The 22,684-nt window shown below is 70.5% G+C and carries 21 protein-coding genes; 10 read left to right on the forward strand and 11 right to left on the reverse strand.

The window, feature by feature from the left end; translation table 11 throughout:
• Positions 1–34 precede the first annotated feature (34 nt).
• On the reverse strand, positions 35–478 hold the full coding sequence (locus ACPYN5_RS01520; RefSeq protein WP_023955540.1) for a succinate dehydrogenase hydrophobic membrane anchor subunit: 444 nt from the start codon (positions 476–478) through the stop codon (positions 35–37).
• A complete protein-coding gene (gene sdhC, locus ACPYN5_RS01525) occupies positions 478–912 on the reverse strand; it encodes a succinate dehydrogenase, cytochrome b556 subunit (protein WP_424447221.1) in 435 nt (144 codons plus the stop codon). Before sdhC ends, ACPYN5_RS01520 begins: the two co-directional genes overlap by 1 nt.
• Before the next feature lie 189 nt (positions 913–1,101).
• Between sdhC and ACPYN5_RS01530 the strand changes: the two genes are divergently transcribed.
• From ACPYN5_RS01530 to ACPYN5_RS01570, 9 genes are all read left to right on the forward strand, one after another.
• Positions 1,102–2,217 carry a mannose-1-phosphate guanylyltransferase gene (locus ACPYN5_RS01530; RefSeq protein ID WP_424447222.1) on the forward strand — a complete coding sequence of 372 codons (1,116 nt, stop codon included), beginning with the start codon at positions 1,102–1,104 and terminating at the stop codon, positions 2,215–2,217.
• A gap of 127 nt (positions 2,218–2,344) precedes the next feature.
• On the forward strand, positions 2,345–3,463 hold the full coding sequence (locus ACPYN5_RS01535; protein WP_424447223.1) for a BMP family lipoprotein: 1,119 nt from the start codon (positions 2,345–2,347) through the stop codon (positions 3,461–3,463).
• 87 nt (positions 3,464–3,550) lie between these two features.
• Complete coding sequence (locus ACPYN5_RS01540; RefSeq protein WP_424447224.1) at positions 3,551–5,065, forward strand: ABC transporter ATP-binding protein; 1,515 nt, start codon at positions 3,551–3,553, stop codon at positions 5,063–5,065.
• Positions 5,062–6,375 carry an ABC transporter permease gene (locus ACPYN5_RS01545; protein WP_424447225.1) on the forward strand — a complete coding sequence of 438 codons (1,314 nt, stop codon included), beginning with the start codon at positions 5,062–5,064 and terminating at the stop codon, positions 6,373–6,375. The genes ACPYN5_RS01540 and ACPYN5_RS01545 overlap by 4 nt, the downstream gene beginning before the upstream one ends.
• Complete coding sequence (locus ACPYN5_RS01550) at positions 6,372–7,658, forward strand: ABC transporter permease (RefSeq protein ID WP_424447226.1); 1,287 nt, start codon at positions 6,372–6,374, stop codon at positions 7,656–7,658. The genes ACPYN5_RS01545 and ACPYN5_RS01550 overlap by 4 nt, the downstream gene beginning before the upstream one ends.
• Before the next feature lie 41 nt (positions 7,659–7,699).
• Complete coding sequence (locus ACPYN5_RS01555; protein WP_424447227.1) at positions 7,700–8,101, forward strand: cytidine deaminase; 402 nt, start codon at positions 7,700–7,702, stop codon at positions 8,099–8,101.
• Entirely contained in the window at positions 8,098–9,408 is a 1,311-nt protein-coding gene (locus ACPYN5_RS01560; RefSeq protein ID WP_424447228.1) for a thymidine phosphorylase, read from the forward strand. The genes ACPYN5_RS01555 and ACPYN5_RS01560 overlap by 4 nt, the downstream gene beginning before the upstream one ends.
• 75 nt (positions 9,409–9,483) lie before the next feature.
• Positions 9,484–10,599 carry an adenosine deaminase gene (locus ACPYN5_RS01565; protein WP_424447229.1) on the forward strand — a complete coding sequence of 372 codons (1,116 nt, stop codon included), beginning with the start codon at positions 9,484–9,486 and terminating at the stop codon, positions 10,597–10,599.
• 165 nt (positions 10,600–10,764) lie between these two features.
• Entirely contained in the window at positions 10,765–11,673 is a 909-nt protein-coding gene (locus ACPYN5_RS01570; protein ID WP_424447230.1) for a hypothetical protein, read from the forward strand.
• A 104-nt stretch (positions 11,674–11,777) separates the two neighbouring features.
• On the opposite strand, the gene ACPYN5_RS01575 is transcribed toward ACPYN5_RS01570, so the two are convergent.
• The 7 genes from ACPYN5_RS01575 to ACPYN5_RS01605 form a co-directional block, all read right to left on the reverse strand.
• On the reverse strand, positions 11,778–12,581 hold the full coding sequence (locus ACPYN5_RS01575) for an alpha/beta hydrolase (protein ID WP_424447231.1): 804 nt from the start codon (positions 12,579–12,581) through the stop codon (positions 11,778–11,780).
• Positions 12,578–13,744 carry a mannitol-1-phosphate 5-dehydrogenase gene (locus ACPYN5_RS01580; RefSeq protein WP_424447232.1) on the reverse strand — a complete coding sequence of 389 codons (1,167 nt, stop codon included), beginning with the start codon at positions 13,742–13,744 and terminating at the stop codon, positions 12,578–12,580. Before ACPYN5_RS01580 ends, ACPYN5_RS01575 begins: the two co-directional genes overlap by 4 nt.
• Entirely contained in the window at positions 13,741–14,178 is a 438-nt protein-coding gene (locus ACPYN5_RS01585) for a PTS mannitol transporter subunit IIA (RefSeq protein ID WP_023955519.1), read from the reverse strand. Before ACPYN5_RS01585 ends, ACPYN5_RS01580 begins: the two co-directional genes overlap by 4 nt.
• Positions 14,179–14,264: 86 nt before the next feature.
• Entirely contained in the window at positions 14,265–15,848 is a 1,584-nt protein-coding gene (locus ACPYN5_RS01590; RefSeq protein WP_424447233.1) for a PTS mannitol transporter subunit IIBC, read from the reverse strand.
• A gap of 52 nt (positions 15,849–15,900) precedes the next feature.
• Positions 15,901–17,556, reverse strand: coding sequence for a phosphoenolpyruvate--protein phosphotransferase (gene ptsP / locus ACPYN5_RS01595; RefSeq protein WP_424447234.1), 1,656 nt, complete (start codon positions 17,554–17,556; stop codon positions 15,901–15,903).
• 50 nt (positions 17,557–17,606) lie between these two features.
• Positions 17,607–17,879 (reverse strand): HPr family phosphocarrier protein, encoded by a 273-nt coding sequence (locus ACPYN5_RS01600; RefSeq protein WP_424447235.1) that lies wholly within the window; start codon positions 17,877–17,879, stop codon positions 17,607–17,609.
• On the reverse strand, positions 17,876–18,229 hold the full coding sequence (locus ACPYN5_RS01605; RefSeq protein ID WP_424447236.1) for a PTS sugar transporter subunit IIB: 354 nt from the start codon (positions 18,227–18,229) through the stop codon (positions 17,876–17,878). Before ACPYN5_RS01605 ends, ACPYN5_RS01600 begins: the two co-directional genes overlap by 4 nt.
• Positions 18,230–18,336: 107 nt before the next feature.
• On the opposite strand from ACPYN5_RS01605, the gene ACPYN5_RS01610 reads away from it, so the two are divergent.
• The gene (locus ACPYN5_RS01610) at positions 18,337–20,256 is read left to right on the forward strand and encodes a BglG family transcription antiterminator (protein ID WP_424447237.1); all 1,920 of its coding nucleotides are present in this window, start codon (positions 18,337–18,339) and stop codon (positions 20,254–20,256) included.
• 10 nt (positions 20,257–20,266) lie between these two features.
• Here the strand turns inward: ACPYN5_RS01610 and ACPYN5_RS01615 are convergent, their stop codons facing one another.
• Together ACPYN5_RS01615 and ACPYN5_RS01620 are read right to left on the reverse strand one after the other, a co-directional pair.
• Positions 20,267–20,836: a GNAT family N-acetyltransferase gene (locus ACPYN5_RS01615; RefSeq protein WP_424447238.1), complete on the reverse strand. Its 570-nt coding sequence runs from the start codon at positions 20,834–20,836 to the stop codon at positions 20,267–20,269.
• A gap of 149 nt (positions 20,837–20,985) precedes the next feature.
• Positions 20,986–22,659, reverse strand: a complete 1,674-nt coding sequence (locus ACPYN5_RS01620; RefSeq protein WP_424447239.1) for a phospho-sugar mutase — start codon at positions 22,657–22,659, stop codon at positions 20,986–20,988.
• Positions 22,660–22,684: the final 25 nt, after the last annotated feature.

Raw genomic sequence — 22,684 nt, forward strand, 5'->3', positions numbered from 1 at the left:
TCGTTGCTGTGATTCACGTCGTCGGAGCGCAGGGTCAGCCCTGGCAGGTCTCCCAGAGCATGCTGTCCGCGGTGACCCCGAGGCAGGGGTCGAAGGTGAACACGACCAGAGTGCCCAGCAGGATCAGCAGGCCCGCCGAGAGCCAGATGGCCCAGACGAGGACCTTCCGCGCCGTCGCGCCGGTGACGTAGTCGTTGACGATCGTGCGCATGCCATTGGCGCCGTGGATCAGCGCGAGCCAGAGCATCAGAACGTCCCACCACTGCCAGAACGGGCTGGCGAACTTACCGGCCACGAACGCGAAGTCGATGCCCTTGATGCCCTCGCCGAGCATCAGGTTGACGAACAGGTGGCCGAAGATCAGCACGACCAGCAGCACGCCGGAGGCGCGCATGTAGACCCAGCCCCACTTCTCGAGGTTGGCGCCCTTCTTGCGGACCTGCGGGCTGCGGGGGGCGGCAAGGGTGTCGGCGGTCATCAGTGACCCCCTCCAATCTCGGAGAGAACGATCGGCACGTGGCGAGCCGCGAAACCGGCGACGGTGACGGCCCAGACGGCGAGCACGCCCCACCACAGCTGGCGCTGGTGACGCGTCGCCCACGGCCACAGGTCGACGGCGATGATGCGCAGGCCGTTGAACGCGTGGTAGACGATCGCGGCGACGAGGGCGACCTCGCCCAGGCCCATGATCGGGTTCTTGTACGTGCCGATGACGGCGTCGTAGGCCTCGGGCGACACGCGGATCAACGCCGTGTCGAGCACGTGGACCAAGAGGAAGAAGAAGATGGCAACGCCGGTGATGCGGTGAAGCACCCACGACCACATGCCCTCGTTGCCGCGGTACAGCGTGCCGCGCGGGGTCTTGGATGTGGTCTGGGCTACCGACGGTGTGACGCGTGCTGGTGCAGACACGGTCGTCCTCCCTGGATCGAACACGGTTCGTGGGGGCGATCGATGCCCCGGTGGGGCGGTTGACCCCCGGCGTCACATGGGCGCACAACGATTCTAGGCCGGGAAAATGAGGCGGGGCGACGAAGGGCACCCTAAAGAAAGCGGGTTCTTGCGCCGGGCGGCGCCGCGGCGTCCCGGTACGCTCAGGGCATGGTCGACGAGATCCCGGACTTCTATGCCGTCATCCCCGCCGGAGGGGTGGGCAGTCGGCTGTGGCCGCTGTCGCGCGCCGACGCCCCGAAGTTCCTCCACGATCTGACGGGGTCGGGCCACTCGCTCCTCCGCGACACGTGGGACCGGCTGGCACCGCTGTCGGGACCCGACCGCATCGCCGTCGTCACCGGTCGCGCGCATCGCGCCGCCGTCGAGTCCCAGCTGCCCGGCATCCCGGACAAGAACGTCTTCCTCGAGTCGGAGCCGCGCGACTCGGCCGCCGCCATCGGACTGGCGGCCGCCATCCTGCACCGGCGGCATCCGGACGTCATCATCGGCTCGTTCGCGGCCGACCACGTCATCCGGGGCAGCCGCGTGTTCGAGTTCGCGGTGCGCGACGCGGTCGAGGTCGCGCGCGAGGGCTACATCTGCACGATCGGCATCACCCCGTCCGAGCCCGCCGTCGGGTTCGGCTACATCAAGCGCGGCGGAGAGCTCATCGTCGAGGGTGCCCGCGACGCGTCGCTGGTCGAGCGCTTCGTCGAGAAGCCCGACCTCGAGACGGCCCGCGCCTATGTCGCCGACCGGTCGTACCTGTGGAACGCCGGTATGTTCATCGCGCGCGCCGACGTGCTGCTGGCCGAGATCGAAGCGAACAGTCCCGAGCTCCACGCGGGCCTGATGGAACTCGCCGAGGCCTGGGACGACCGCGATCGTCGCGGCCCCGCGGTGGACCGCATCTGGCCGAAGCTGGAGAAGATCGCGATCGACTACGTCGTCGCGGAGCCCGCCGCGGAGAAGGGCAGGCTCGCCGTGGTCCCGGGCCACTTCGACTGGGACGACGTCGGCGACTTCGCGAGCCTCGCGAAGCTGAACTCCAACGGGCGCAAGAACGACCTCGCCATCCTGGGCGAGAACGCGCGCATCCTCTCGGATGCCGCCAGCGGCATCGTCGTGAGCCACACCTCGCGGGTGATCAGCCTGATCGGGGTGAAGGACATCGTCGTCGTCGACACCCCCGACGCGCTCCTGGTGACCACGAGCGAGCACGCGCAGCGCGTCAAGCACGTCGTCGACGCCCTCAAGCTGACGGGCCGCGGCGACGTTCTGTGACGCGCACATTGCGTCTTTGTAACCATTGGCGGGGCGGGGTGCGTCCGGGGTGCAACCCTGGCGAAACAGTAGGTAACTTCTTTCCAGCCGCCGCGAAGTCCGCGGCGCCTTCAATGTGGAGGCTGCATTGACTCTCTCGACCCCCCAGAAGATCGCCGGTATCACAGCTGCCGCGGGTCTTCTCGTCGCTCTCGCCGGCTGCGGTTCGGCACCCGAAGCCGAATCCAGCGGTGACGCCGGCGCCGGCGAAGCCGTCGACGGCTTCATGCCCTGCCTGATCTCGGATGAGGGCGGCTGGAACGACAAGTCCTTCAACCAGTCCGCCAAGACCGGTATGGACTCCGCGCTCGAGGAGCTGGGTGTCGAGGGCATCGAGCTCGAGTCGACCACTCCGAACGACTACGCGCCGAACCTCGAGCAGCTCGTCGCCGAGGGTTGCACGTTCATCGTCTCGGTCGGCTTCAACCTCTCCGCCGCCACGGTGGAGTCGGCCCTCGCCAACCCCGACATCGACTACGCGATCATCGACGACCTCGCCGACAACGACTTCAACGGTGAGACCGACGCGCCCAACATCAAGCCGCTGGTGTTCAACACGGCAGAGGCCGCCTACCTCGGCGGATACGCCGCGGCATCGTGGTCGCAGCAGAGCGGCGTGAACAAGGTCGGCACCTTCGGCGGCATGCAGATCCCGTCGGTCGCCGTGTTCATGGACGGCTTCCAGCTCGGCGTCGAGAAGTTCAACGAGGACAAGGGCGGCGCCGTCGAGGTGCTCGGTTGGGACATAGCCACCGAAGAGGGCCTGTTCACCGGTGGCTTCGCGGCCAACGACACCGCCAAGCAGACCGCGCAGAACCTGCTCGACCAGGGTGCCGACGTCATCCTGCCCGTCGGCGGACCGGTCTACCAGAGCGCCGCAGCGGCGATCAACGACGGCGGAGCCGACACGCTCATGCTGGGTGTCGACACCGACCTCGCCGTCGCCGACGAGACCGTCGCCGACCTCGTGCTCGTCTCGATCATGAAGGCCATCGACGTCGCCGTCCACGACGCGACCGTCGAGGCCGCCGGTGGCGACTTCAGTGTCGAGCCCTACGTCGGAGACCTCGAGAACGAGGGCGTCAAGCTCTCGAGCTTCCACGACTTCGAGTCGCAGCTGCCCGAGGGCCTGGCCGATGAGCTGACGGCCCTGCAGGACGCCATCATCGCCGGTGACATCACCGTGGAGTCGCCGAACTCCCCGTGAGTCGGCTCTTCGGTCGGGGCCGGGAGACATCGTCTCCCGGCCCCGACCCCTGTCCGCCGTCCCTCAACGTCACATAGATTGGCGACCATGAAGCTCGAACTCCGGGGCATCACCAAGCGCTTCGGCACCCTCGTCGCGAACGACCACATCGACCTCGTGGTCCAGCCCGGCGAGATCCACGCCCTGCTGGGCGAGAACGGTGCCGGCAAGTCGACGCTGATGAACGTCCTCTACGGCCTGTACCAGGCCGACGACGGTCAGATCCTGCTCGACGACGCACCCCAGAACTTCCGCGGTCCCGGCGATGCCATGGCCGCCGGCATCGGCATGGTGCACCAGCACTTCATGCTCATCCCCGTCTTCACCGTCGCCGAGAACGTCATGCTCGGACACGAGGACACCAAGGGCATCGGCGCCCTCGACCTCGCCAAGGCGCGCCGTCATGTTCGCGAGGTCGCCGACCGGTTCGGCTTCCAGATCGACCCCGACGCCCTCGTCGGGGACCTCCCCGTCGGCGTGCAGCAGCGGGTCGAGATCATCAAGGCGCTCTCGCGCGACGCGAAGGTCCTGGTCTTCGACGAGCCCACGGCGGTGCTCACCCCGCAGGAGACCGACGAGCTCATGGCGATCATGCGCCAGCTGCGCGACGAAGGCACCTCCATCGTGTTCATCACCCACAAGCTGCGGGAGGTCCGCGAGGTCGCGGACCGCATCACCGTCATCCGGCTGGGCAAGGTCGTCGGCGAGGCGTCTCCGACCGCGACCAACGCCGAACTCGCCTCACTGATGGTCGGACGCGCCGTCGAACTCACGGTCCGCAAGGGCGCGCCGCGGCTGGGCGACGGAGGCCTCGCGGTGCGAGACCTCCGTGTGCTGACCCCCGGCGGCGCCGTCGTCGTCGACGGTGTGAGTTTCGACGTGCGCCCGGGCGAGGTCCTGGGCGTGGCGGGAGTGCAGGGCAACGGCCAGACCGAGCTCGTCGAGGCCATCGTCGGCCTCGCGAGCAAGGTCGAGGGCTCGATCCGCCTGGGCGAGACCGAGCTGGTCGGCCGCAGTGTCCGCGGGATCCTCGACGCCGGCGTCGGCTTCGTTCCCGAGGACCGCAAGGAAGACGGCCTCGTCGGCGGCTTCTCCGTGGCCGAGAACCTCATCCTCGACCGATCGAACGACCCCGAGTTCGTCACGGCGGGCACCGTCCGCCGTGCTGCCCTCGAGTCCTTCGCTCGGGATCGCATCGCCGAGTACGACATCCGCACGCAGGGCCCGCACACCGCTGCCGGCACGCTCTCGGGCGGCAACCAGCAGAAGGTCGTCATCGCCCGCGAGATGAGCCGCGACCTGCGGCTCTTCGTCGCTGCACAGCCCACGCGCGGCGTGGACGTGGGGTCGATCGAGTTCATCCACAAGCGCATCATCGAGACGCGCGACGCCGGCGTGCCCGTGGTGGTCGTCTCGACCGAGCTCGACGAGGTGACCGCCCTCGCCGACCGCATCGCGGTCATGTACCGGGGCGCCATCGTCGGCATCGTCCCCGGTGACACCCCCCGCGACATCCTCGGCCTCATGATGGCCGGCGAACCCCACCCGGAGGTGGCCGCATGAGCGACTCGACACCCGGCGCCCACGAGACCGCGCGCAGCGGCGCGCCCGAGCAGCTGCCCGCCGCATCGAGCCCGTTGACCGGTCAGCCCGAAACCGCTCCGCCGCGCACCAACGTCGTGATCAAGGAGCTGATGCGCGGCAACGCCGTCACCACGATCCTCGCCGTCGTGCTCGCCCTCATCGCCGGAGGCGTGCTGATCGCCTTCACCGACGACGACGTGCAGGAGGCGGCGGGGTACTTCTTCGCCCGCCCCGGCGACACCCTCGCCGCCATCTGGAGCGCCGTCTACGGTGGCTACGAGGCCCTGTTCCGCGGAGCGGTGTTCAACCCGCGCGTCGACGACTTCGCCGCGCAGATCCGTCCGCTGACGAATTCGCTCGGCTTCGCGGCGCCGCTGATCGCCGCGGGTCTGGGCGTCGCGCTCGCCTTCCGCGTCGGGCTGTTCAACATCGGCGCCCGCGGCCAGATCCTCGTGGGCGCGGGCTTCGCCGCCCTCGTGACCTTCGGACTCGACCTGCCGATGTGGATCCACCTGCCGCTGACCCTGCTGGCCGGCATCGCCGGCGGCGCCATCTGGGGCGGCATCGTCGGTGTGCTGAAGGCCCGGACCGGGGCGCACGAGGTCATCCTCACGATCATGCTCAACTACGTGGCGTTCTACTTCGTCACCTGGATGATCCGCACCCCCGGCATCCTGCAGAAAGAGGGCACGAACCAGCCCATCACCGCCGAGACGCCGGCCTCGGCGCAGTTCCCCGACCTGTTCGGGGCCGGTTTCCCCTCGCTGGACTGGGGGTTTGTCGTCGTCATCGCCGCCACCGTGCTCGTGTGGTGGGTCATCGAACGCTCGAGCCTCGGTCTCCGGATGCGCGCCGTCGGTGAGAACCCGCACGCAGCGCGCGCGGCGGGGATCGGCGTCGAGCGCATCTACGTCTACGCGATGCTCTTCGCCGGGGGCCTGGCCGGCCTCGCCGCCATGAACCAGATCCAGGGATCGATCACCACCGGCTTCAGCGGCACGATCGACGCCGGCATCGGCTTCGACGCGATCACCGTCGCCCTGCTCGGTCGCAGTCGCGCGTGGGGCGTGTTCGCCGCCGGCATCCTGTTCGGCGCGATGAAGGCGGGCTCGTTCTCGATGCAGGCGCAGGGCATCCCCGTCGACATCGTGCTGGTCGTGCAGGCTCTGATCGTGCTGTTCATCGCGGCGCCGCCCCTGCTGCGCACGGTGTTCTTCCTCCCCAAGACGGACCTCGAGAAGGCGGCCAAGGCGAGAGCCAAGGCGGCGAAGAAGGCGGTGACGGCATGACCACGCTCAGCCCCGCGGAATCCGCCGACGGCACGATCCAGCTCGCCACCGTCCGGCAGCGGCGACTGAAGGTGCCCATCACGCTCGGCGTCGTGTCGGTGCTGCTGGCAGCCCTGTTCGCCTTCGCCCCCCGCGACGGCCAGAGCACCTTCCGTCTCGGTGACGCCTCGGCTGCGCTGGGCCTGCCCGACGTGGCAGTGCCCACTGCGATGACGTCGTGGTCGGTCCTCGTCGTGCTCGTCGCGCTGACGGCGCTCGCGTTCTGGCTGGCCGGGTCGTACCGGCCGGTGCCGCTGTGGCTGACGCTGCTGTTCGGTGTGCTGGGGGTCTTCGCCTTCCTCACCTGGGCCGCCGCCGGCGGACTCGTGCCCGTCACCGGGCTGCTCTTCGGCGCGGTGTCGCTGTCGGTCCCGCTGGTGTTCGGAGCGCTCGGCGGCGTCATCGGCGAACGCGTCGGCGTCGTCAACGTCGCCATCGAGGGGCAGCTGCTGCTCGGGGCGTTCTCCGCCGCGCTGCTGTCGAGCATCACCGGCAACCCGTTCGTCGGTCTGATCGGCGCGATGATCGGCGGCGTGCTGGTCTCGTTCGTCCTGGCCGCGTTCGCGATCAAGTACCTCGTCGAGCAGGTCATCGTCGGCGTCGTGCTCAACGTGCTCGTCACCGGTCTCACCGGCTTCCTCTACGGCGCGCTGCTCGTGCCCAACGAGAGCGAGCTGAACCGGCCGGTGCGCTTCACCCGCCTCGAGATCCCGCTGCTCAGCGACATCCCGATCATCGGTCCGGTGCTGTTCAACCAGACGATCATCGTCTACCTCATGTTCGTCACGGTCGCCGTCGTGACGTGGGCGCTCTACCGCACCCGCTGGGGCCTGCGCCTCCGCGCGGTCGGTGAGCACCCGCAGGCCGCCGACACGGTGGGCATCAACGTCAACCGCTCCCGGTTCTGGAACGTCTCGCTCGCGGGCGCGATCGCCGGCATCGGTGGCGCCTACTTCACCCTCGTGTCGGTGCCGCAGTTCGGCAAGGAGATGACGGCCGGCCTCGGCTTCATCGCTCTGGCCGCGGTGATCTTCGGCCGGTGGGATCCGCTGCGCGCAGCCCTGGCTGGACTGCTGTTCGGTTTCGCCACGAACCTGCAGAACCTCCTGACGGTGCTGCGCACGCCCATCCCGAGCGAGTTCATGCTCATGCTCCCGTACGTGGTCACGATTCTCGCGGTCGCCGGTTTCGCCGGCCAGATCCGCGGACCGGCGGCTGCGGGCAAGCCCTACATCAAGGGATGACGGATGCTGACGCATCCTCATCCGGACAAGGAACACCTCTCGTGACAGACATCGACTGGGACGAGCTCCGCGCTGTCGCCACCGACGCCATGACCCGCGCCTACGCGCCCTACTCCCGCTACCGGGTCGGCGCCGCCGCTCTCGTGAGCGACGGTCGCATCGTTTCGGGCTGCAACATCGAGAACGCCTCGTACGGCGTGGGACTGTGCGCCGAGTGCGCGCTCGTCGGCGACCTGCACATGTCGGGCGGCGGCCAGCTGGTGGCCTTCGTGTGCGTGAACAACGACGGTCAGACGATCATGCCGTGCGGCCGCTGCCGTCAGCTGCTGTACGAATTCGCCCTCCCGGGGATGCTGCTCGAGACCGTGTCGGGCATCCGCACGATCGACGAGGTGCTGCCCGATGCGTTCGGGCCCCGCGACCTCGAGGAGGCCGCCCGATGAGCGCCGAGTCGCCCGCGTCCGTCGTCGAGGCGTTCGACGCCGTCGACGTCATCCGTACCAAGCGCGACGGCGGCGCCGTCTCCGAGGACGCGCTGCGCTGGATGATCGACGCCTACACGCGCGAGTACGTCGCCGACTCGCAGATGGCCGCCTTCGCGATGGCCGTGCTGCTGAACGGGATGCAGCGCGACGAGATCCGCGTCATGACCGACGCGATGATCGCCTCGGGCGAGCGCATGAGCTTCGCCGGGCTCGGCAAGCGCACGGTCGACAAGCACTCGACCGGCGGTGTCGGCGACAAGATCACACTGCCGCTCGCCCCGCTTGTCGCGGCGTTCGGCGTCGCGGTGCCGCAGCTGTCCGGCCGCGGCCTCGGGCACACCGGCGGCACGCTCGACAAGCTCGAGTCCATCCCGGGGTGGCGTGCCGCCCTGTCGAACGACGAGATGTTCGCGCAGCTGCAGGGCGTCGGTGCCGTGATCTGCGCGGCCGGATCGGGGCTCGCACCCGCCGACAAGCGCCTGTACGCGCTGCGCGATGTCACCGGGACGGTCGAGGCGATCCCGCTCATCGCGTCGAGCATCATGTCGAAGAAGATCGCCGAGGGCACCGAGTCGCTCGTCCTCGACGTGAAGTTCGGCTCGGGCGCCTTCATGAAGGACGTCGACAAGGCGCGTGAGCTCGCCCGCACGATGGTCGCGCTCGGCGCCGACTCGGGCGTCGCGACCACCGCGCTCCTCACCGACATGAACGCGCCTCTCGGGCTCGCGATCGGCAACGCGAACGAAGTGCGCGAGTCCGTGGAGGTGCTCGCGGGCGGCGGCCCGGCCGACGTCGTCGAGCTGACCGTGGCCCTCGCCCGAGAGATGCTCGCGCTCGCGGGACAGCCGGATGCCGACGTCGAGGCGGCGCTCGCAGACGGCCGCGCGATGGACGTCTGGCGACGCATGATCCAGGCTCAGGGCGGCGACCCGGATGCCGCGCTTCCGGCGCCGCGCGAGACGCACACCGTCACCGCCCCGGCCGCCGGTGTCGTCTCCCGGCTCGAAGCCCTGCCCTTCGGCATCGCCGCCTGGCGCCTCGGCGCCGGTCGCGCCCGAGCCCAGGATCCGGTCATCCACGCCGCGGGCATCGACCTGCACGTCAAGCCCGGCGACGAGGTGGCTGCCGGTCAGCCGCTGTTCACCCTGCTCGCCGATGATGCGGCCCGGTTCGACCGTGCTCTCGATGCGCTCCACGGCGCGTGGGAGATCGACGACGACGCCCCGCCCGCGGGGCCGCTGGTCCTCGAGCGCATCACCGCCTGACCACCGGCAGACGCCGGTCGGACCTCGACCACCACCCGCCAGATCAACCCGCAGGATCCACCCGGAGGAGCCGCCATGCCGATCGAACAGCACGCCGACATCAAGCTGCAGGGCGTCTCCGTCCGGTCGCTGCCGAAGGTCTCGCTGCACGACCATCTCGACGGCGGTGTGCGGCCGGCGACGATCGTCGAGCTGGCGGACGAGCTCGGACACGACCTGCCCGAGACCGACGCCGACGACCTCGCGGACTGGTTCGAGGAGCAGAGCGACTCGGGCTCGCTCGTCGACTACATCAAGACCTTCGACGTCACGCTCGCCGTCATGCAGACCCGTGACGGACTCCGCCGTATCGCGCGCGAGTTCGTCACCGACCTCGCCGCCGACGGCGTCGTGTACGGCGAGGTGCGCTGGGCGCCGGAGCAGCACCTGCAGCGGGGGCTCTCTCTGCAGGACGCGGTCGACGCGGTGCAGGAGGGCATCGAAGAGGGCGAGGATGCCGCCGAGGCGGGCGGCCACGACATCCGTGTCGGGCAGATCCTGTCGGCGATGCGGCAGGCGGATCGGTCGCTCGAGATCGCGCGTCTGGCGGTCGAGAACCGCGGGCGGGGCGTCTCGGGGTTCGACATCGCCGGACCGGAGGACGGCTTCCTGCCGGCCCAGCACCGCGCCGCGTTCGACTACCTCGCCTCGGAGTTCTTCCCGGTCACCGTGCACGCGGGTGAGGCGGCCGGCCTCGAGTCGATCCGTTCCGCGCTCATCGACGGGCGGGCACTGCGGCTCGGCCACGGCGTGCGCCTCGCGTCGGACCTCAACGTCGTCTCGCGCGAGGGCGAAGAGGTTCTCGTGCAGTTCGGCGACCTCGCACGCTGGGTGCGCGACCGCGAGATCCCGCTCGAGCTGGCGCCGTCGTCGAACCTGCAGACCGGTGCGATCGAGGGCTGGGGCACGCAGTGGGAGGACCACCCCTTCGACCTGCTGTACCAGCTCGGCTTCTCGGTCACGGTCAACGTCGACAACCGGACGCAGAGCCGCACGTCGCTCACCCGCGAGCTGGCCACCCTGGCCCAGACGTTCGATTACGACCTCGATGATCTGCAGGCCTTCCAGCTCAACGCCGCGGCCGGCGCATTCCTCTCGGTCGAGGAGCGCGAGGAGCTCATCGAGGTCATCGCGGAGGGCTTCGGCGCCTGACCGGGGTCCAACTCTCTCGAGGTCCCAGTTGGGCCGGGTTTCAGCGTCTGATTCCCGGCTGAACTGGGACCTCGCGGGTTCTGCCCAGCGGCCGGTGAGCCCGGGATACTCACAGGCGCGGGGGGTCGCAGCTGCGCGAGCGGCGAGCGGGCCGAGGCTGTCGGGATGCGCCGGCCCCAGCCCCTTCCGGAACCGCTGCGGGGAGTTCCGTTCTCGGTCGGAGCTGCCCGAGCGATGGGCGTGACGGCGGGGCGACTCGACGCGAGCGACCTCGAGATCCCGTTTCGCGGTCTCCGGGTACCGCGAGGGGCCAGCCCCGCGGATGTCGCGGAGCGGTGCGCGCAGTATGCGGTGCGGCTGCGGCCCTGGCAGTTCTTCAGCCACGACACCGCGCTCGCGCGATTCGGGGCCCCGCTCCCGTTCGGGAGCGACCCGCTCGCCCTGCACGTGGCGGCTCACCGGCCGAAGCGCGAGCCGCGAGCCGCCGGAGTCATCGGGCACCGCCTCGGCGAACGTTCTCCGGCGGTGTGGACTGTCGGCGGCATCCCGTTCGAGCATCCCGCCCGCGCGTGGCGGCACGTGGGCGCGACGTGGCAGCACGACGACCTCGTTGCGGCGGGCGACCACCTCATCGGGCGCGGCGGGCTCGTGACCCTCGAGCAGCTGAGCGAGGAGGTCGAGCTGCACGCAACGCGGGGGCGCAGCCGGCTCATCCGTGCGCTGGCCGACATCCGGCCGGGTGCGGAGTCGTCGGAGGAGACGCGTCTGCGTCTGGTCCTCCAGCGAGCGGGGCTTCCCGAGCCGGAGCTGAATCAGGAGCTGCGACGGGCATCCGGCGTCTTCGTTGCACGGCTCGACCTCGCGTATCGGCGATGGCGGGTGGCTGTCGAGTACGACGGTCGTCAGCATGCCTTCGACGATGCGCAGTTCGCGCGCGACGCCGACCGCTGGCATGCAATCAGAGCGAGCGGCTGGGAGCATGTGCGGATCCTGCGCCACCACCTCCGCGGTGACGGTCGGCCGGCGGTCGATATGGTCCGGTCCGCCCTTCTCCGAGCCGGCTGGCGTCCCTGACCTCCGAAGTCCCCGCCGAGGTCCCACTTGAGCCGGGTATAGCCGCCGAGTTCCCGGCCGGACTGGGACCTCGGTGAGGCGGCGCCACCGAGCCGCCCAGCGGGTCAGCGGGGGAGGGTGGTGACCAGCTGGGACAGGGCGGCGGTGACGTCGGCGCGCATGTCGGGGTCGGAGATCGTCGGCGTGCCGTCACCGGACTGGGGGCCGTAGTCGCCGAACGACGCGTGGCTGGCGCCGGGGATCTCGACGAAGGTCGCATCGGCGGGCAGGAGGTGCCGATTGTCATCGACCTTCTGCGGAGTCGTCAGCCCGTCTTCCGAACCGGACAGGCTCAGCACGGGCGCTCCCGAGTCCGCGAGGTCCGTCGCGCAGTACGACGCGAAGAGCACGAGCCCGTCGGCATCCGGGGCCAGCTGACACGCGCGCACGCCGCCGAGGGAATGCCCGCCGACGAGCCAGGTGTCCACGTCGGGCACGAGCTCGGTGAAAGACGACAGCGGCCGCGGATCGAAGAACGCGAGGTTGAGCCAGGGTCGGGTGATGACGACCGTCACGTCGTCCTCGGCGACCACGTCGGCGAGGATCGCGGCGTAGGCCTCGGCCTGCACCTTCGCTCCCGGCACGAAGACGAGACCGACCTCCGCCGGACCCGATACCGGCTCGAGCACGACGCTGCCGTCGACCTCGGACATCACGACGCGATCGTCGGCGCGGACCGCGTCGAGGGGGCCCGGCTCGGCCTCCATCACGCCCACCTGGCTCCAGATCAGGATGCCGATGATCCCGGCGACGAGGATGCCGGCGACCGAGAGCGCGGCGATCACGAGGACCCGCCGCGTCCGCGACCGGCGGCGCGGGCGACCGGACTCGTCGCCCGTCGCCCGCGCCGCCGTCGCGTCATCCGTCATCGGGCGCCGGCGCCGATCGCGTCCTGACGCTCGGAGACGACGCGCTCGATGCGCGCGAAGAGCGGGTGCCCCGGCTCGAGCCCCGTCACGGAAGCCGTGAAGGATGCCGCATCCTCGGCGCGCAGGCGCTGCTGCAGCTCGACCGACTGCGGGTCTTCCGCGTCGTCGAACGCGAGGGCCGCGCCGATGGCGGAGACGAGGGCGTCGACCGGCAGGCCCGCCTCGGCCGCTTCGGCGGCGGGGCCGACGAAGCGCTCGTGTCGCGAGAGCTTGCGCAGCGGCTGGCGCCCCACGCGTCCGACGGTGTCGGGCAGCTCGGGGTTGGCGAAGCGGCGCAGGATGGTGGCGCGGTACTCGGCCAGCTCTCCGGCATCGAGACCGTGCTTGTGCACGAGCAGGGCGGAGGTCTCCTCGAGCGCTGCCGAGACGCTCGCGGCGATCTCGGGGACGGCGAGCGCCTCCGCGACCGTCGGCGTGCCCGCCTGCGCGCCGAAGTACGCCGTCGTGGCGTGCCCGGTGTTGACCGTGAAGAGCTTGCGCTCGATGTACGGCTCGAGGTCGTCGACGAAATGCGCGCCGGGGATGTTCGGCAGCGCACCGCCGAACGGCCCGGACTCGATCGCCCACTCGTAGAACGGCTCGACCGTGACGTCGACGCCGGCACCGGCCGGCTGCGCGGGCACGATGCGGTCGACGGCGGTGTTGGCGAAGACCGCGCGGCCCGACACGGCCTCCCACGCGTCGCCCGCCTGGGCGCGGATCTCGTCGCGCAGCAGGTCGGTTGCGCCGATCGCGTTCTCGCACGCCATCACGGCCAGGGGAGCGGCCGCGGGGTCGCGCAGGCCCAGGCCGGCGAGGATGTGGGGCGCGATGAACTTCAGAACGGTGGGACCCACCGCGGTCGTGACGACGTCCGCGGTCGCGACGGCATCCGCGACGGCCTGCGGGTCCTCGGCGCTGTTGATGGCGCGAAAGCCGGTGACCGTCCGGTCGACCCCGCCCTCACCGACCTCGTGCACGGTGTACTCCGAGGCCGCGTTGATGGCGTCGACGAGCGGGGCTGCCACATCGGAGAAGACCAGGTCATAGCCGCCTTCGTCGAGCAGCAGGCCGACGAAGCCGCGCCCGATGTTGCCGGCGCCGAAGTGGACGGCGGTGCTCACTGGTTCACCGACGCGAGCAGCGCGTAGAGCTCGTCGGGGGTCTGCGCGGCCTTCAGGCGCGCGACGTCGTCCTCCTCCGAGAAGAGGAGGGCGATTTGAGACAGGATGTCGAGGTGCTCGTCGCCCTTGCCGGCGATGCCGACGACGAACGACACCGGCTCTCCGCCCCAGTCGACACCGCCGTCGTAGCGGACGAACGACAGGGCCGAGTCGAGGATGGCGTCCTTGGTCTCGTTGGTGCCGTGGGGGATGGCGAGCTCGTTGCCCATGTACGTCGACACGGTCTGCTCGCGCTGCTGCATGGCGTCGAAGTAGGCCGAGGTCACAGCGCCGGCGGACTCGAGCAGGTCGGCGGCCTCCTTCATCGCCTCTTCGCGGGTGGCGCTTCCGGAGTGGATGCGGATCTGACCGATGTTCAGGACCTCACGTGCCATGTCTGTCTCCTTCGAGTGGTGTTGCTGGGGGATGACGCGGGGCCGGGGCGGATGGACCGCCCCGGCCCCGGGTCTGGGTTTCGAGATTACGCGTCGCCGCTGTGCTGCTTGCGGACCATGTCCACGACCTCGTCGTACTTCGGCGAGTTCATGAAGTTGTCCACCGACACGTGAACCGCGTCGGGGTTCTGCGCCTTGGCGCGGTCGGTCAGCTGCTGCTGCGTGATGACCAGGTCGGCGCTGCCGTCGAGGTTCGCGATCGCCTTGTTGACGACCGTGACGTCGTCGATGCCGGCCTTCTTGAACTTGTTGCGGAGCACGCTCGCGCCCATCGCCGACGAGCCCATGCCCGCGTCGCAGGCGAAGACGATCGACTGGATCGGCTTGGTCGCCGTCGCGGTGCCGGTGCCGGTTTCGGCGGCGGCCCCGGTTGCGGCGGCGGCACCCGATGCGCGCAGACCCGACAGGGCCTCCGAGCTCTTGCCCTTGTTCGCCTCGGTGCGGGCGATGGCGTCGGCGAAGTTGCCCTCACCGGCCTGCTCGCGAGCGAGGTCGCGCTTGCGGCTGGCGAGGAGGATCGCCGCCGAGACCGCGAACGTGACACCGGCCGAGATGATCACCGAGAGGATGACGCCGAGGTGGCTGCCCGGGGCGGTCTGGATGAGCACCGCGAAGATCGATCCCGGCGAGGCCGCCGCGACCAGGCCGGATCCGAAGATGGCGTTGGTGGCAACGCCACTGGCGCCACCGGCGATGAGCGCGACGATCAGGATGGGCTTCGCCAGCACGTACGGGAAGTACACCTCGTGGATGCCGCCGAAGAACTGGATGATGAACGCACCCGGTGCGGTTCCCCGAGCGATGCCCACGCCGAAGACGGAGATCGCGAGCAGGAGGCCCGCGCCCGGGCCGGGGTTCGCCTCGACGAGGAAGAGCAGGCTCTTGCCGGTCTCGAGCGATTCCTGGGTTCCGAGCGGAGTGAACACGCCGTGGTTGATGGCGTTGTTGAGGAACAGCACCTTCGCGGGCTCGACGATGATGCTCGCCAGGGGGATCAGGCCGCGGTCGACGAGGAAGCCGACGGCGCCGCCGAGCACATCGGTGACGAACTTCATCACCGGGGCGAGCCAGAAGAAGGCTGCGAGCGCGGCGAAGAACGCCACGAAGCCGGCGCTGAAGTTGTCGACGAGCATCTCGAATCCGGCGCGGACCTTGCCCGCCCACAGCTTCTCGATCGTCTTGAGCGCGAGCGCCGTCAGGGGGCCGGCGACCATCGCGCCGAGGAACATGATCGTGCCCGAGGCGCCGACGATGACACCCATCGCGGCGACCGCACCGACGACGCCGCCCCGCACGCCGAAGACCATGCGGCCACCGGTGTAGGCGATCAGGGTCGGGAGCAGGTAGGTGATGATCGGGCCGACCAGACCGGTCCATTCGGTGCCGTCCGGGGTGATCCCGCCGCCGAGCATGCGGGAATCAGCCCACTGCCAGGCTTCGATGGGGCCGTCCTGGCCGACCCAGCCGGTGTCGATGAAGAGGGCGGTGATCAGGCCCCACGCGATGAATGCCGCGATGTTGGGCATGACCATGCCCGAGAGGAAGGTGCCGAACCGCTGCACGCGGACCCGGACCCCACCTCCCGATGGTGACGTAGACGTCGTTGTCATTTCTGGTTCTCCTTCTGGTGCGGTGCGTAGTGGTGCGAAGTGCGGATGCGGGTCAGATGCCGGCGGCGGTCTGAGCTGCTGCCCGGGCCGAGGCCGCGTCGGTCGCGGTCAGGGCCGCCTCGGCGATGCGACGGGCATCGTCGAGGGTGTGGGCGAGCAGCGTGGCACGGACGTCGGCCAGCGCCGTCGGCGCCATCGACAGGCTCGTGGCGCCGAGGCCTACGAGCACGACGGCCAGCAGCGGGTCGGCTGCGGCCTCGCCGCAGATGCCGACGGGCTTGCCGTTGGCCTGGCCGGCCTTGCCGGTCTCGTGGATGAGGCGCAGCACAGCCGGGTGCCAGGGATCCTGGAACGACGACACCGAGCCGAGCAGGCGGTCGGCGGCGAGGGTGTACTGCGTGAGGTCGTTGGTGCCGATCGAGGCGAAGTCGGCGATCTTGAGCACGTGGTCGGCCAGCAGCGCCGACGAGGGAACCTCGACCATGACGCCAGCGGTCTTGATGCCGTACTCGCGGGCGATCGAGACGAAGTACTCCGTCTCTTCCACGGTCGAGACCATCGGCGCCATGACCCAGAGGTCGGCCTCGGCCGCGGCATCCGCTTCGGCGAGCGCGGTGAGCTGCTCGCGCAGGATGTCCTCGCTGGCGCGGAGGGCCCGGAGGCCGCGCAGGCCGAGGGCGGGGTTCTCCTCGTGCGCGTCGTTGAGGAAGGCGAGGGGCTTGTCGGCACCGGCATCCAGCGCGCGCACCACGACCTTCTGGCCGGGGAAGGCCTGCAGCAGCTTCGTGTACGCCTCGCGCTGCTGGGCGACGGTGGGCGCCTGCGCCGAGCTGAGGAAGAGGAATTCGGTGCGGAAGAGGCCGACGCCCTCGGCGCCGAGCTCGACGGCCTGCGCCGCGCCCTCGGGCTTGCCGAGGTTCGCCAGCAGCGGGACGGCGGTGCCGTCCGCGAGCGCGCCGGGAGTGACCGGGGCGGATGCGGCCGACTTGCGCTCGTCGGCGCGGTTCTGTGCCTGCGTGAGCTCGTCCTGGCTGGGTTCGGTGGTGACGACGCCCTTGGCGGCATCGACGATCACGGTCTCGCCTTCGGCGAGGTTGGCGGCGTCGGTGACGCCGACGACCGCGACGATCGACTTCTCGCGGGCGAGGATCGCGGTGTGCGAGGTCGGTCCGCCCTCGGAGGTGATGAGCGCGAGGACCATGTCGAGGTCGAGCAGGGCGGTGTCGGCCGGGGCGAGGTCCTTCGCCACGAGCACGAAGGGGTGGCCGGGCTCGGGCACGCCCGGGGCGGGCACCCCGCGGAGGTTCGCGATGACGCGCTGAGCGACGTCGTCGAGGTCGGCGGCGCGCTCACCGAGATAGCCGCCCATCGCCGAGAGCTGGTCGCGGAACGAGGCGAAGGCGTCGTACACGGCGAACTCGCCGGTCTTGCCGGCCTGCAGCCGAGTGGCGACCTCGGCCTCGAGGCTCGGGTCCTCGGCCATCATCGCCTGCGCCTCGAGCACGTCGCGAGCGGCGCCGCCCGCCTGTGCGCCGCGCTCTTCGAGCTCGCGCGCCACCGCGGCGACGGCATCCTTCACGCGGGCCGTCTCCTCGTCGAGCGACCGTGCGGACTTCTCATCCTTCGGCGCGGGAAGCGGCTCCGCCATCCGTGCGACCGGTCCCTGCGCGACTCCCAGGCCGATGCCCACTCCGCGAAGCTCACTCATTGCTCGATCTCCTTCGTATCGTCCGTGTTGGTATCGATGGTCGTTCGTCGTCACTCGTCGTGGTCGGTGGCGAGCAGGTCGGCGAGCGCGTCGAGGACGTTCTCGGCGCTGTCGCCGTCGGCCGTGAGGGTGACGTAGTCGCCGTACTCGACGCCGAGTGCGATGACCCCGAGGATGCTCGCGGCGTTGACGGGTGAGCCCGACCCCTTCGCGATGGTGACGTTCGCGCCGGACTGCTTGACCGCCTGAGCGAACAGCTTCGCGGGTCGGGCGTGAAGCCCGTTCGACGATCCGATGCGGACGGTACGTGATGCCTCGCTCATGAGGATGTCCTCTCCGTTGAAGGGATGTCGGTGCTGGAACGTGTCGGGGTGGGGGCCGGTGCGGTGACCAGCGCGAGCGTCCGGGTGCCGTCGAGATCTCGGAAGATGTCGGCGGGCATCAGGATGACGCGGGTCCCGCGGGCAGTCGCCGCCTCGGTGATCCGGTCCAGCTTCGGGATGAGCTGGGGGCCGACGAGGACGATGTCCGCCGCGTCGAGATCGATCGGCAGCGACTGCTCGGTTCCGGCGGTGGCGGTGATGTCGAGGCCGCGCGCCTGCGCCGCATGGCGAACCCGCTGTGCGACGAAGGTACTCGACGCACCCGCGCCGCATACGACCAGGATCCTCATCGACCCGCCTCCTCCTCTCCCCATTGTTGTGAGTGCCCTGAGAACGGACAAGGCCATCCTGCTTCCGCAGGGGCGGAAGGTCGGTCCGTCCGTGATGGAATGGGAGCGTGACCAGGAGCCGGCAGGACCGCGTCCTCGCGATTCTCGCGCGTGACGGCGACTGGGTGACCGCGGCGGCGCTCGCCGATGCGATCGGGGTCACCCCCCGATCGATCCGCACGTACGTCACGGCCCTCAACGCACGCGTGCCCGACGGCGTCGTCGTCGAGTCCGGACCCCAGGGCTATCGAGCCGGACCCGAGAGCGCGGCGGCCCTCCACGTCGGCGACGCGGGCACGCCGCGCGACCGGCTGCACCGGCTGGTGCGATCGCTCCTCGATTCCCCCGAGGGCATCGACGTGTTCGAGACGGCCGACGCCTTCTTCGTCAGCCCCGCGACGATCGATGCCGACCTCGGACGCGTCCGGGGCCTGTTGGGCGGCACCGAGCTCAGCCTCGAGCGCACCTCCTCGCGAGCGCGACTGCGCGGCACCGAGATGGCGCAGCGGAGACTGCTCAGCCGGCTCGCCCATGAGGAGACCGACGACGGCTCGTTCGACCTCGACAGCCTCCGCCGCACCCTCGGCGAACGCTCGGTCGGCGCGGTCGCATTCGGACCCTTCAAGTCCGATCTCGTCGACGCGCTCACCGAGCTCGGCTACTTCGTCAACGAGTTCGGCATCGGCGACGTCGTGATGCACATCGCCATCGCCGCCGACCGCATCACCCGGGGGCGGGCGCTCGAGGTCGCGGAAGCCGACGACGCCGCCTTCCGCGCCGAGATCGGCGACATCCTCGACCGCCTCACCCGCCGTCATCTCGGCGTCGTGCTCGGATCGGGCGACCGGCAGCACCTCGCCGCATTGGTCCTCACCCGCGTGGTCGCGCCGGGGGCGACCGAACCGGCGGCGCTGGTGCGTGAGCGCATCGATCCCGACGTCGCGACCGCGGTGCGCGATGTCGTCCGGCGCGCGGCCGCGGAATTCCTCGTCGACATCGACCAGGAGGACTTCGTGCTGCGCCTGTCGCTGCACGTGCAGAACCTCAAGCACCGCGCTCGCGAGCAGGCATGGTCGCGGAACCCCCTGACCCGGTCGCTCAAGGCGACGTACCCGATGATCTTCGAGGTGGCGGTCTACATCGCCGACGCGCTGCGCGGGCTGCTCGGCATCCCCCTCCTGGACGACGAGATCGCCTACATCGCGATGCACGTCGGGGGGCGGCTCGAGCGCAGCCGGCTGTCGGCGCAGGCGCTGACGGCCACGATCGTCTGCCCCGGCTACTACGAGCTCCATGAGCTGCTGCGCTCGAGCGTCGACCGTTCGCTCGGGCAGTCGCTCGACGTCGTCGGGGTCGAGACGCGCGTCGACCCCGACTGGGCGTCGATCGACACCGACCTGATCCTCTCGACGATCGCCCCGCCGGTCATGAGCGACCGCATCGTCCACATCCAGCCCTTCCTCACCGATGCCGACATCGATCGGGTGCAGACCGCGGCCGCGCGCCTCCGTCGCGCGCGACGTCTCGCGCGCCTGCGCGCCGAGCTGGAGCGCTACTTCGATCCCTCCGCCTTCATCCGGGGGCTCGACGGAGCCGGGGGAGAAGAGGGCGCGATCCGACGGCTCGGCTCGCTGCTGGTCGAGCAGGGCGTGATCGACGACGACTACATCGAGCGCACGATCGAGCGCGAGCAGCTGTCGTCGACCGCGTTCACCGACGCGCTCGCCGTACCGCACGCGATCGGGATGACTGCGACACGCACCGCCATCTCGCTCGGCATCGCCGACCCCTCGATCGCGTGGGGCGACGGACGGGTTCAGGTCGTGGCGATGGTGGCGTTCTCCGAGTCCGACCGCGCCGCGTTCCAGACGGTGTTCGAGCAGCTCGTCGAGGTGTTCAGCGAGCGCGAGAGCGTGCAGCGCATCGTCCGGCGCGGAACGACGTTCGGGGCGTTCCTCGACGAGCTCGTCGCCGTCGTCGACGGCTGATCGCCTGCGCTCAGCGGGCCAGGCGCGCCTCGAGCCCGAGCCGCACCGCGGGCCACTCGTGCGGGAGGATCGAGTAGACGACGGTGTCGCGCAGCGTCCCGTGCGGCCCCAGCCGGTGGTTGCGGAGCACGCCGTCCTGCTTCGCGCCGAGCCGCTCGATCGCGGCACGGGACGGGCGGTTGTGCCACGACGTGCGGAACTCCACCGCGATGGCGTCGCAGTCCTCGAACGCGTGGGCGAGCAGGAGGCGCTTCGCGGCGGTGTTGACGGCCGTCCGCTGCACCGTCGGTGAGAGCCAGGTGTGCCCGATCTCGACGCGGCGGTTCTGCTGGTCGATGTTGCAGAACGTCGTCATCCCCACCGCGATGTCGCCCCGCAGCACGGCGAACGGGTTCATGTGCCCCTCGTCACGCCAGGCGAGCCGCTGCGCGATGTCTGCCGGCACCGCATCGGGAACCGAGGTGTACCAGGCGTACTCGAGTCCGACGGTGGCTCGCGCCAGGTCCTCGGCGTGTTCGTGCGCGAGCGGCACGAGGCGCACGTGGTCGTCGGCGAGCTCGACAGGTTCGGTCAGCAGCACTCCCGAAGCCTAGCGGCGCGGAATGCGCGATACAGACGCCGGCCAGGTGGTGCTGGTGGGGTGCTGGGCGGCACTCGAGTCGACATCAGCCCCGCGCGTCCGACGAATGTATCGCCGGACGCGTGGGGCTGGTGTGCCGGAGGCGTGCCTCAGCCGATGCCGGCGAGCAGCTCGCGCACGCCGGCTTCGAGGTCGGCGAGTCGGGATGCCGCGTCGGCGGCGGAGTCGCCCCGGACGTCGAGGTAGAGCTTGAGCTTGGGCTCGGTACCGCTGGGCCGGACGAGGATGCGGGCATCGCCCTCGAGCCAGAGCCGCAGGATGTCGCCGAGCGGGGGACCGGCGACCGGGGCGGCGAGGTCCTCGAACGACACGACCGCGGCGCTGCCGACGCGGACGGGCGGAGCCGAGCGGAGTGCACTGGTGATGCGTCCGATGACGGCGAGGTCATCGACGCGGACCGACACCTGGCCGCTGGCGAAGCTGCCGAACTCGGCGTCGAACTCGGCGAGCAGGTCGCCGAGCGTCCGGCCCTGCTCGCGCGCCTCGGCCGCCAGCCCCAGGATCGCGACGGCCGCGGAGATGCCGTCCTTGTCCTTCACCGACTCCGGGTTCACCAGATACCCCAGCGCCTCTTCGAACCCGAAGACGAGACCGGGTGCACGCGAGATCCACTTGAACCCCGTCAGGGTCGCGTGGAAGTCGAGGCCGTACCGCTCGGCGACGACCTGCAGCGCGGGCGACGACACCAGCGAGCAGGCGAGCGAGGCACCCGCGACGGCACCGCTGGCGGCGGCCCGGCGGGCGGCTCGCCAACCGAGCAGCAGTCCGATCTGGTTGCCCGTCAGCGAGCGCCAGCCGCCGTCCACGGCGTCATCCGGGATCGCCACCGCGAGGCGGTCGGCGTCGGGGTCGTTGGCGAGGACGAACTCGGCGTCGCTCGCCCGCGCGGTCGCGAAGGCGAGGTCCATCGCCCCCGGCTCCTCGGGGTTGGGGAAAGCGACCGTCGGGAACCGGCCGTCAGGCTCGGCCTGCTCCGCGACCGGCACCGGGTGGGGGTAGCCGGCCGTGTCGAGGATGCGCAGCATCGTCTCGGTGCCCACGCCGTGCATGGCGGTGTAGACCCACCGCATCCCGTTCGCCCCCGCGGGCGCCGGTGCGACGTTCGCGGTCGCCGCGACGTAGGCCTCCACGACCGCGTCGTCGGCGGTCTCGTAGCTCGCGGAGCGGGGGAGGACCGAGATGTCGCCCGCGTCCGCGATCCGCTGGATGTGCGCGGCGATCTCGCCGTCCGCGGGCGGCACGATCTGCGAACCGTCGTCGCTTCCGCCCAGGTACACCTTGTAGCCGTTGTCGTCGGGCGGGTTGTGGCTCGCGGTGACCATGACGCCGGCATCGGCGCCGAGATGCCGCACCGCGAACGCCAGGACCGGCGTCGGCAGCAGCCGCGGCAGCAGGATCGCGCGGAGCCCGGCGCCGGCGAAGATCTCGGCGGAGTCCTGGGCGAACCGCGCCGACCCGCGGCGACCGTCGTAGCCGATGACGACGACGGGGGGAGCGTCGGGGCCGGCCTTCTCGAGCAGGTAGGCGCCGAGTCCGGCGGCGGCCTGCGTCACGAGCACGCGGTTCATCCGGTTGCTGCCGGCGCCGAGTCGGCCGCGGAGCCCCGCGGTGCCGAAGGCCAGACGGGTGCCGAATCGGTCGACGAGGTCGGCCTCCGCCGACGGGTCGCCCCCTTCGGCGGCCGCGATGACGGCCGTCAGCTCGTCGCGCGTCTCGGGGTCGGGGTCCTGCGCGAGCCAGCTCCGTGCCGCCTCGAGAGGCACCGCGGGACTTGTCGAGCCGGTTGTC

Source organism: Microbacterium arborescens (assembly GCF_049707515.1).
GTDB classification, from domain to species: domain Bacteria; phylum Actinomycetota; class Actinomycetes; order Actinomycetales; family Microbacteriaceae; genus Microbacterium; species Microbacterium arborescens_B.

What these genes read in the sequence shown, in the direction of transcription:
- ACPYN5_RS01530 (WP_424447222.1), top strand. Translation starts at nt 1,102, where the DNA reads ATGGTCGACGAGATCCCGGACTTCTATGCCGTCATCCCCGCCGGAGGG.
- ACPYN5_RS01550 (WP_424447226.1), top strand. Translation starts at nt 6,372, where the DNA reads ATGACCACGCTCAGCCCCGCGGAATCCGCCGACGGCACGATCCAGCTC.
- ACPYN5_RS01540 (WP_424447224.1), top strand. Translation starts at nt 3,551, where the DNA reads ATGAAGCTCGAACTCCGGGGCATCACCAAGCGCTTCGGCACCCTCGTC.
- ACPYN5_RS01600 (WP_424447235.1), bottom strand. Translation starts at nt 17,879, where the DNA reads ATGAGCGAGGCATCACGTACCGTCCGCATCGGATCGTCGAACGGGCTT.
- ACPYN5_RS01585 (WP_023955519.1), bottom strand. Translation starts at nt 14,178, where the DNA reads ATGGCACGTGAGGTCCTGAACATCGGTCAGATCCGCATCCACTCCGGA.
- ACPYN5_RS01520 (WP_023955540.1), bottom strand. Translation starts at nt 478, where the DNA reads ATGACCGCCGACACCCTTGCCGCCCCCCGCAGCCCGCAGGTCCGCAAG.
- ACPYN5_RS01590 (WP_424447233.1), bottom strand. Translation starts at nt 15,848, where the DNA reads ATGACAACGACGTCTACGTCACCATCGGGAGGTGGGGTCCGGGTCCGC.
- ACPYN5_RS01545 (WP_424447225.1), top strand. Translation starts at nt 5,062, where the DNA reads ATGAGCGACTCGACACCCGGCGCCCACGAGACCGCGCGCAGCGGCGCG.
- ptsP (WP_424447234.1), bottom strand. Translation starts at nt 17,556, where the DNA reads ATGAGTGAGCTTCGCGGAGTGGGCATCGGCCTGGGAGTCGCGCAGGGA.
- ACPYN5_RS01605 (WP_424447236.1), bottom strand. Translation starts at nt 18,229, where the DNA reads ATGAGGATCCTGGTCGTATGCGGCGCGGGTGCGTCGAGTACCTTCGTC.
- ACPYN5_RS01560 (WP_424447228.1), top strand. Translation starts at nt 8,098, where the DNA reads ATGAGCGCCGAGTCGCCCGCGTCCGTCGTCGAGGCGTTCGACGCCGTC.
- ACPYN5_RS01575 (WP_424447231.1), bottom strand. Translation starts at nt 12,581, where the DNA reads ATGACGGATGACGCGACGGCGGCGCGGGCGACGGGCGACGAGTCCGGT.
- ACPYN5_RS01570 (WP_424447230.1), top strand. Translation starts at nt 10,765, where the DNA reads ATGCGCCGGCCCCAGCCCCTTCCGGAACCGCTGCGGGGAGTTCCGTTC.
- ACPYN5_RS01565 (WP_424447229.1), top strand. Translation starts at nt 9,484, where the DNA reads ATGCCGATCGAACAGCACGCCGACATCAAGCTGCAGGGCGTCTCCGTC.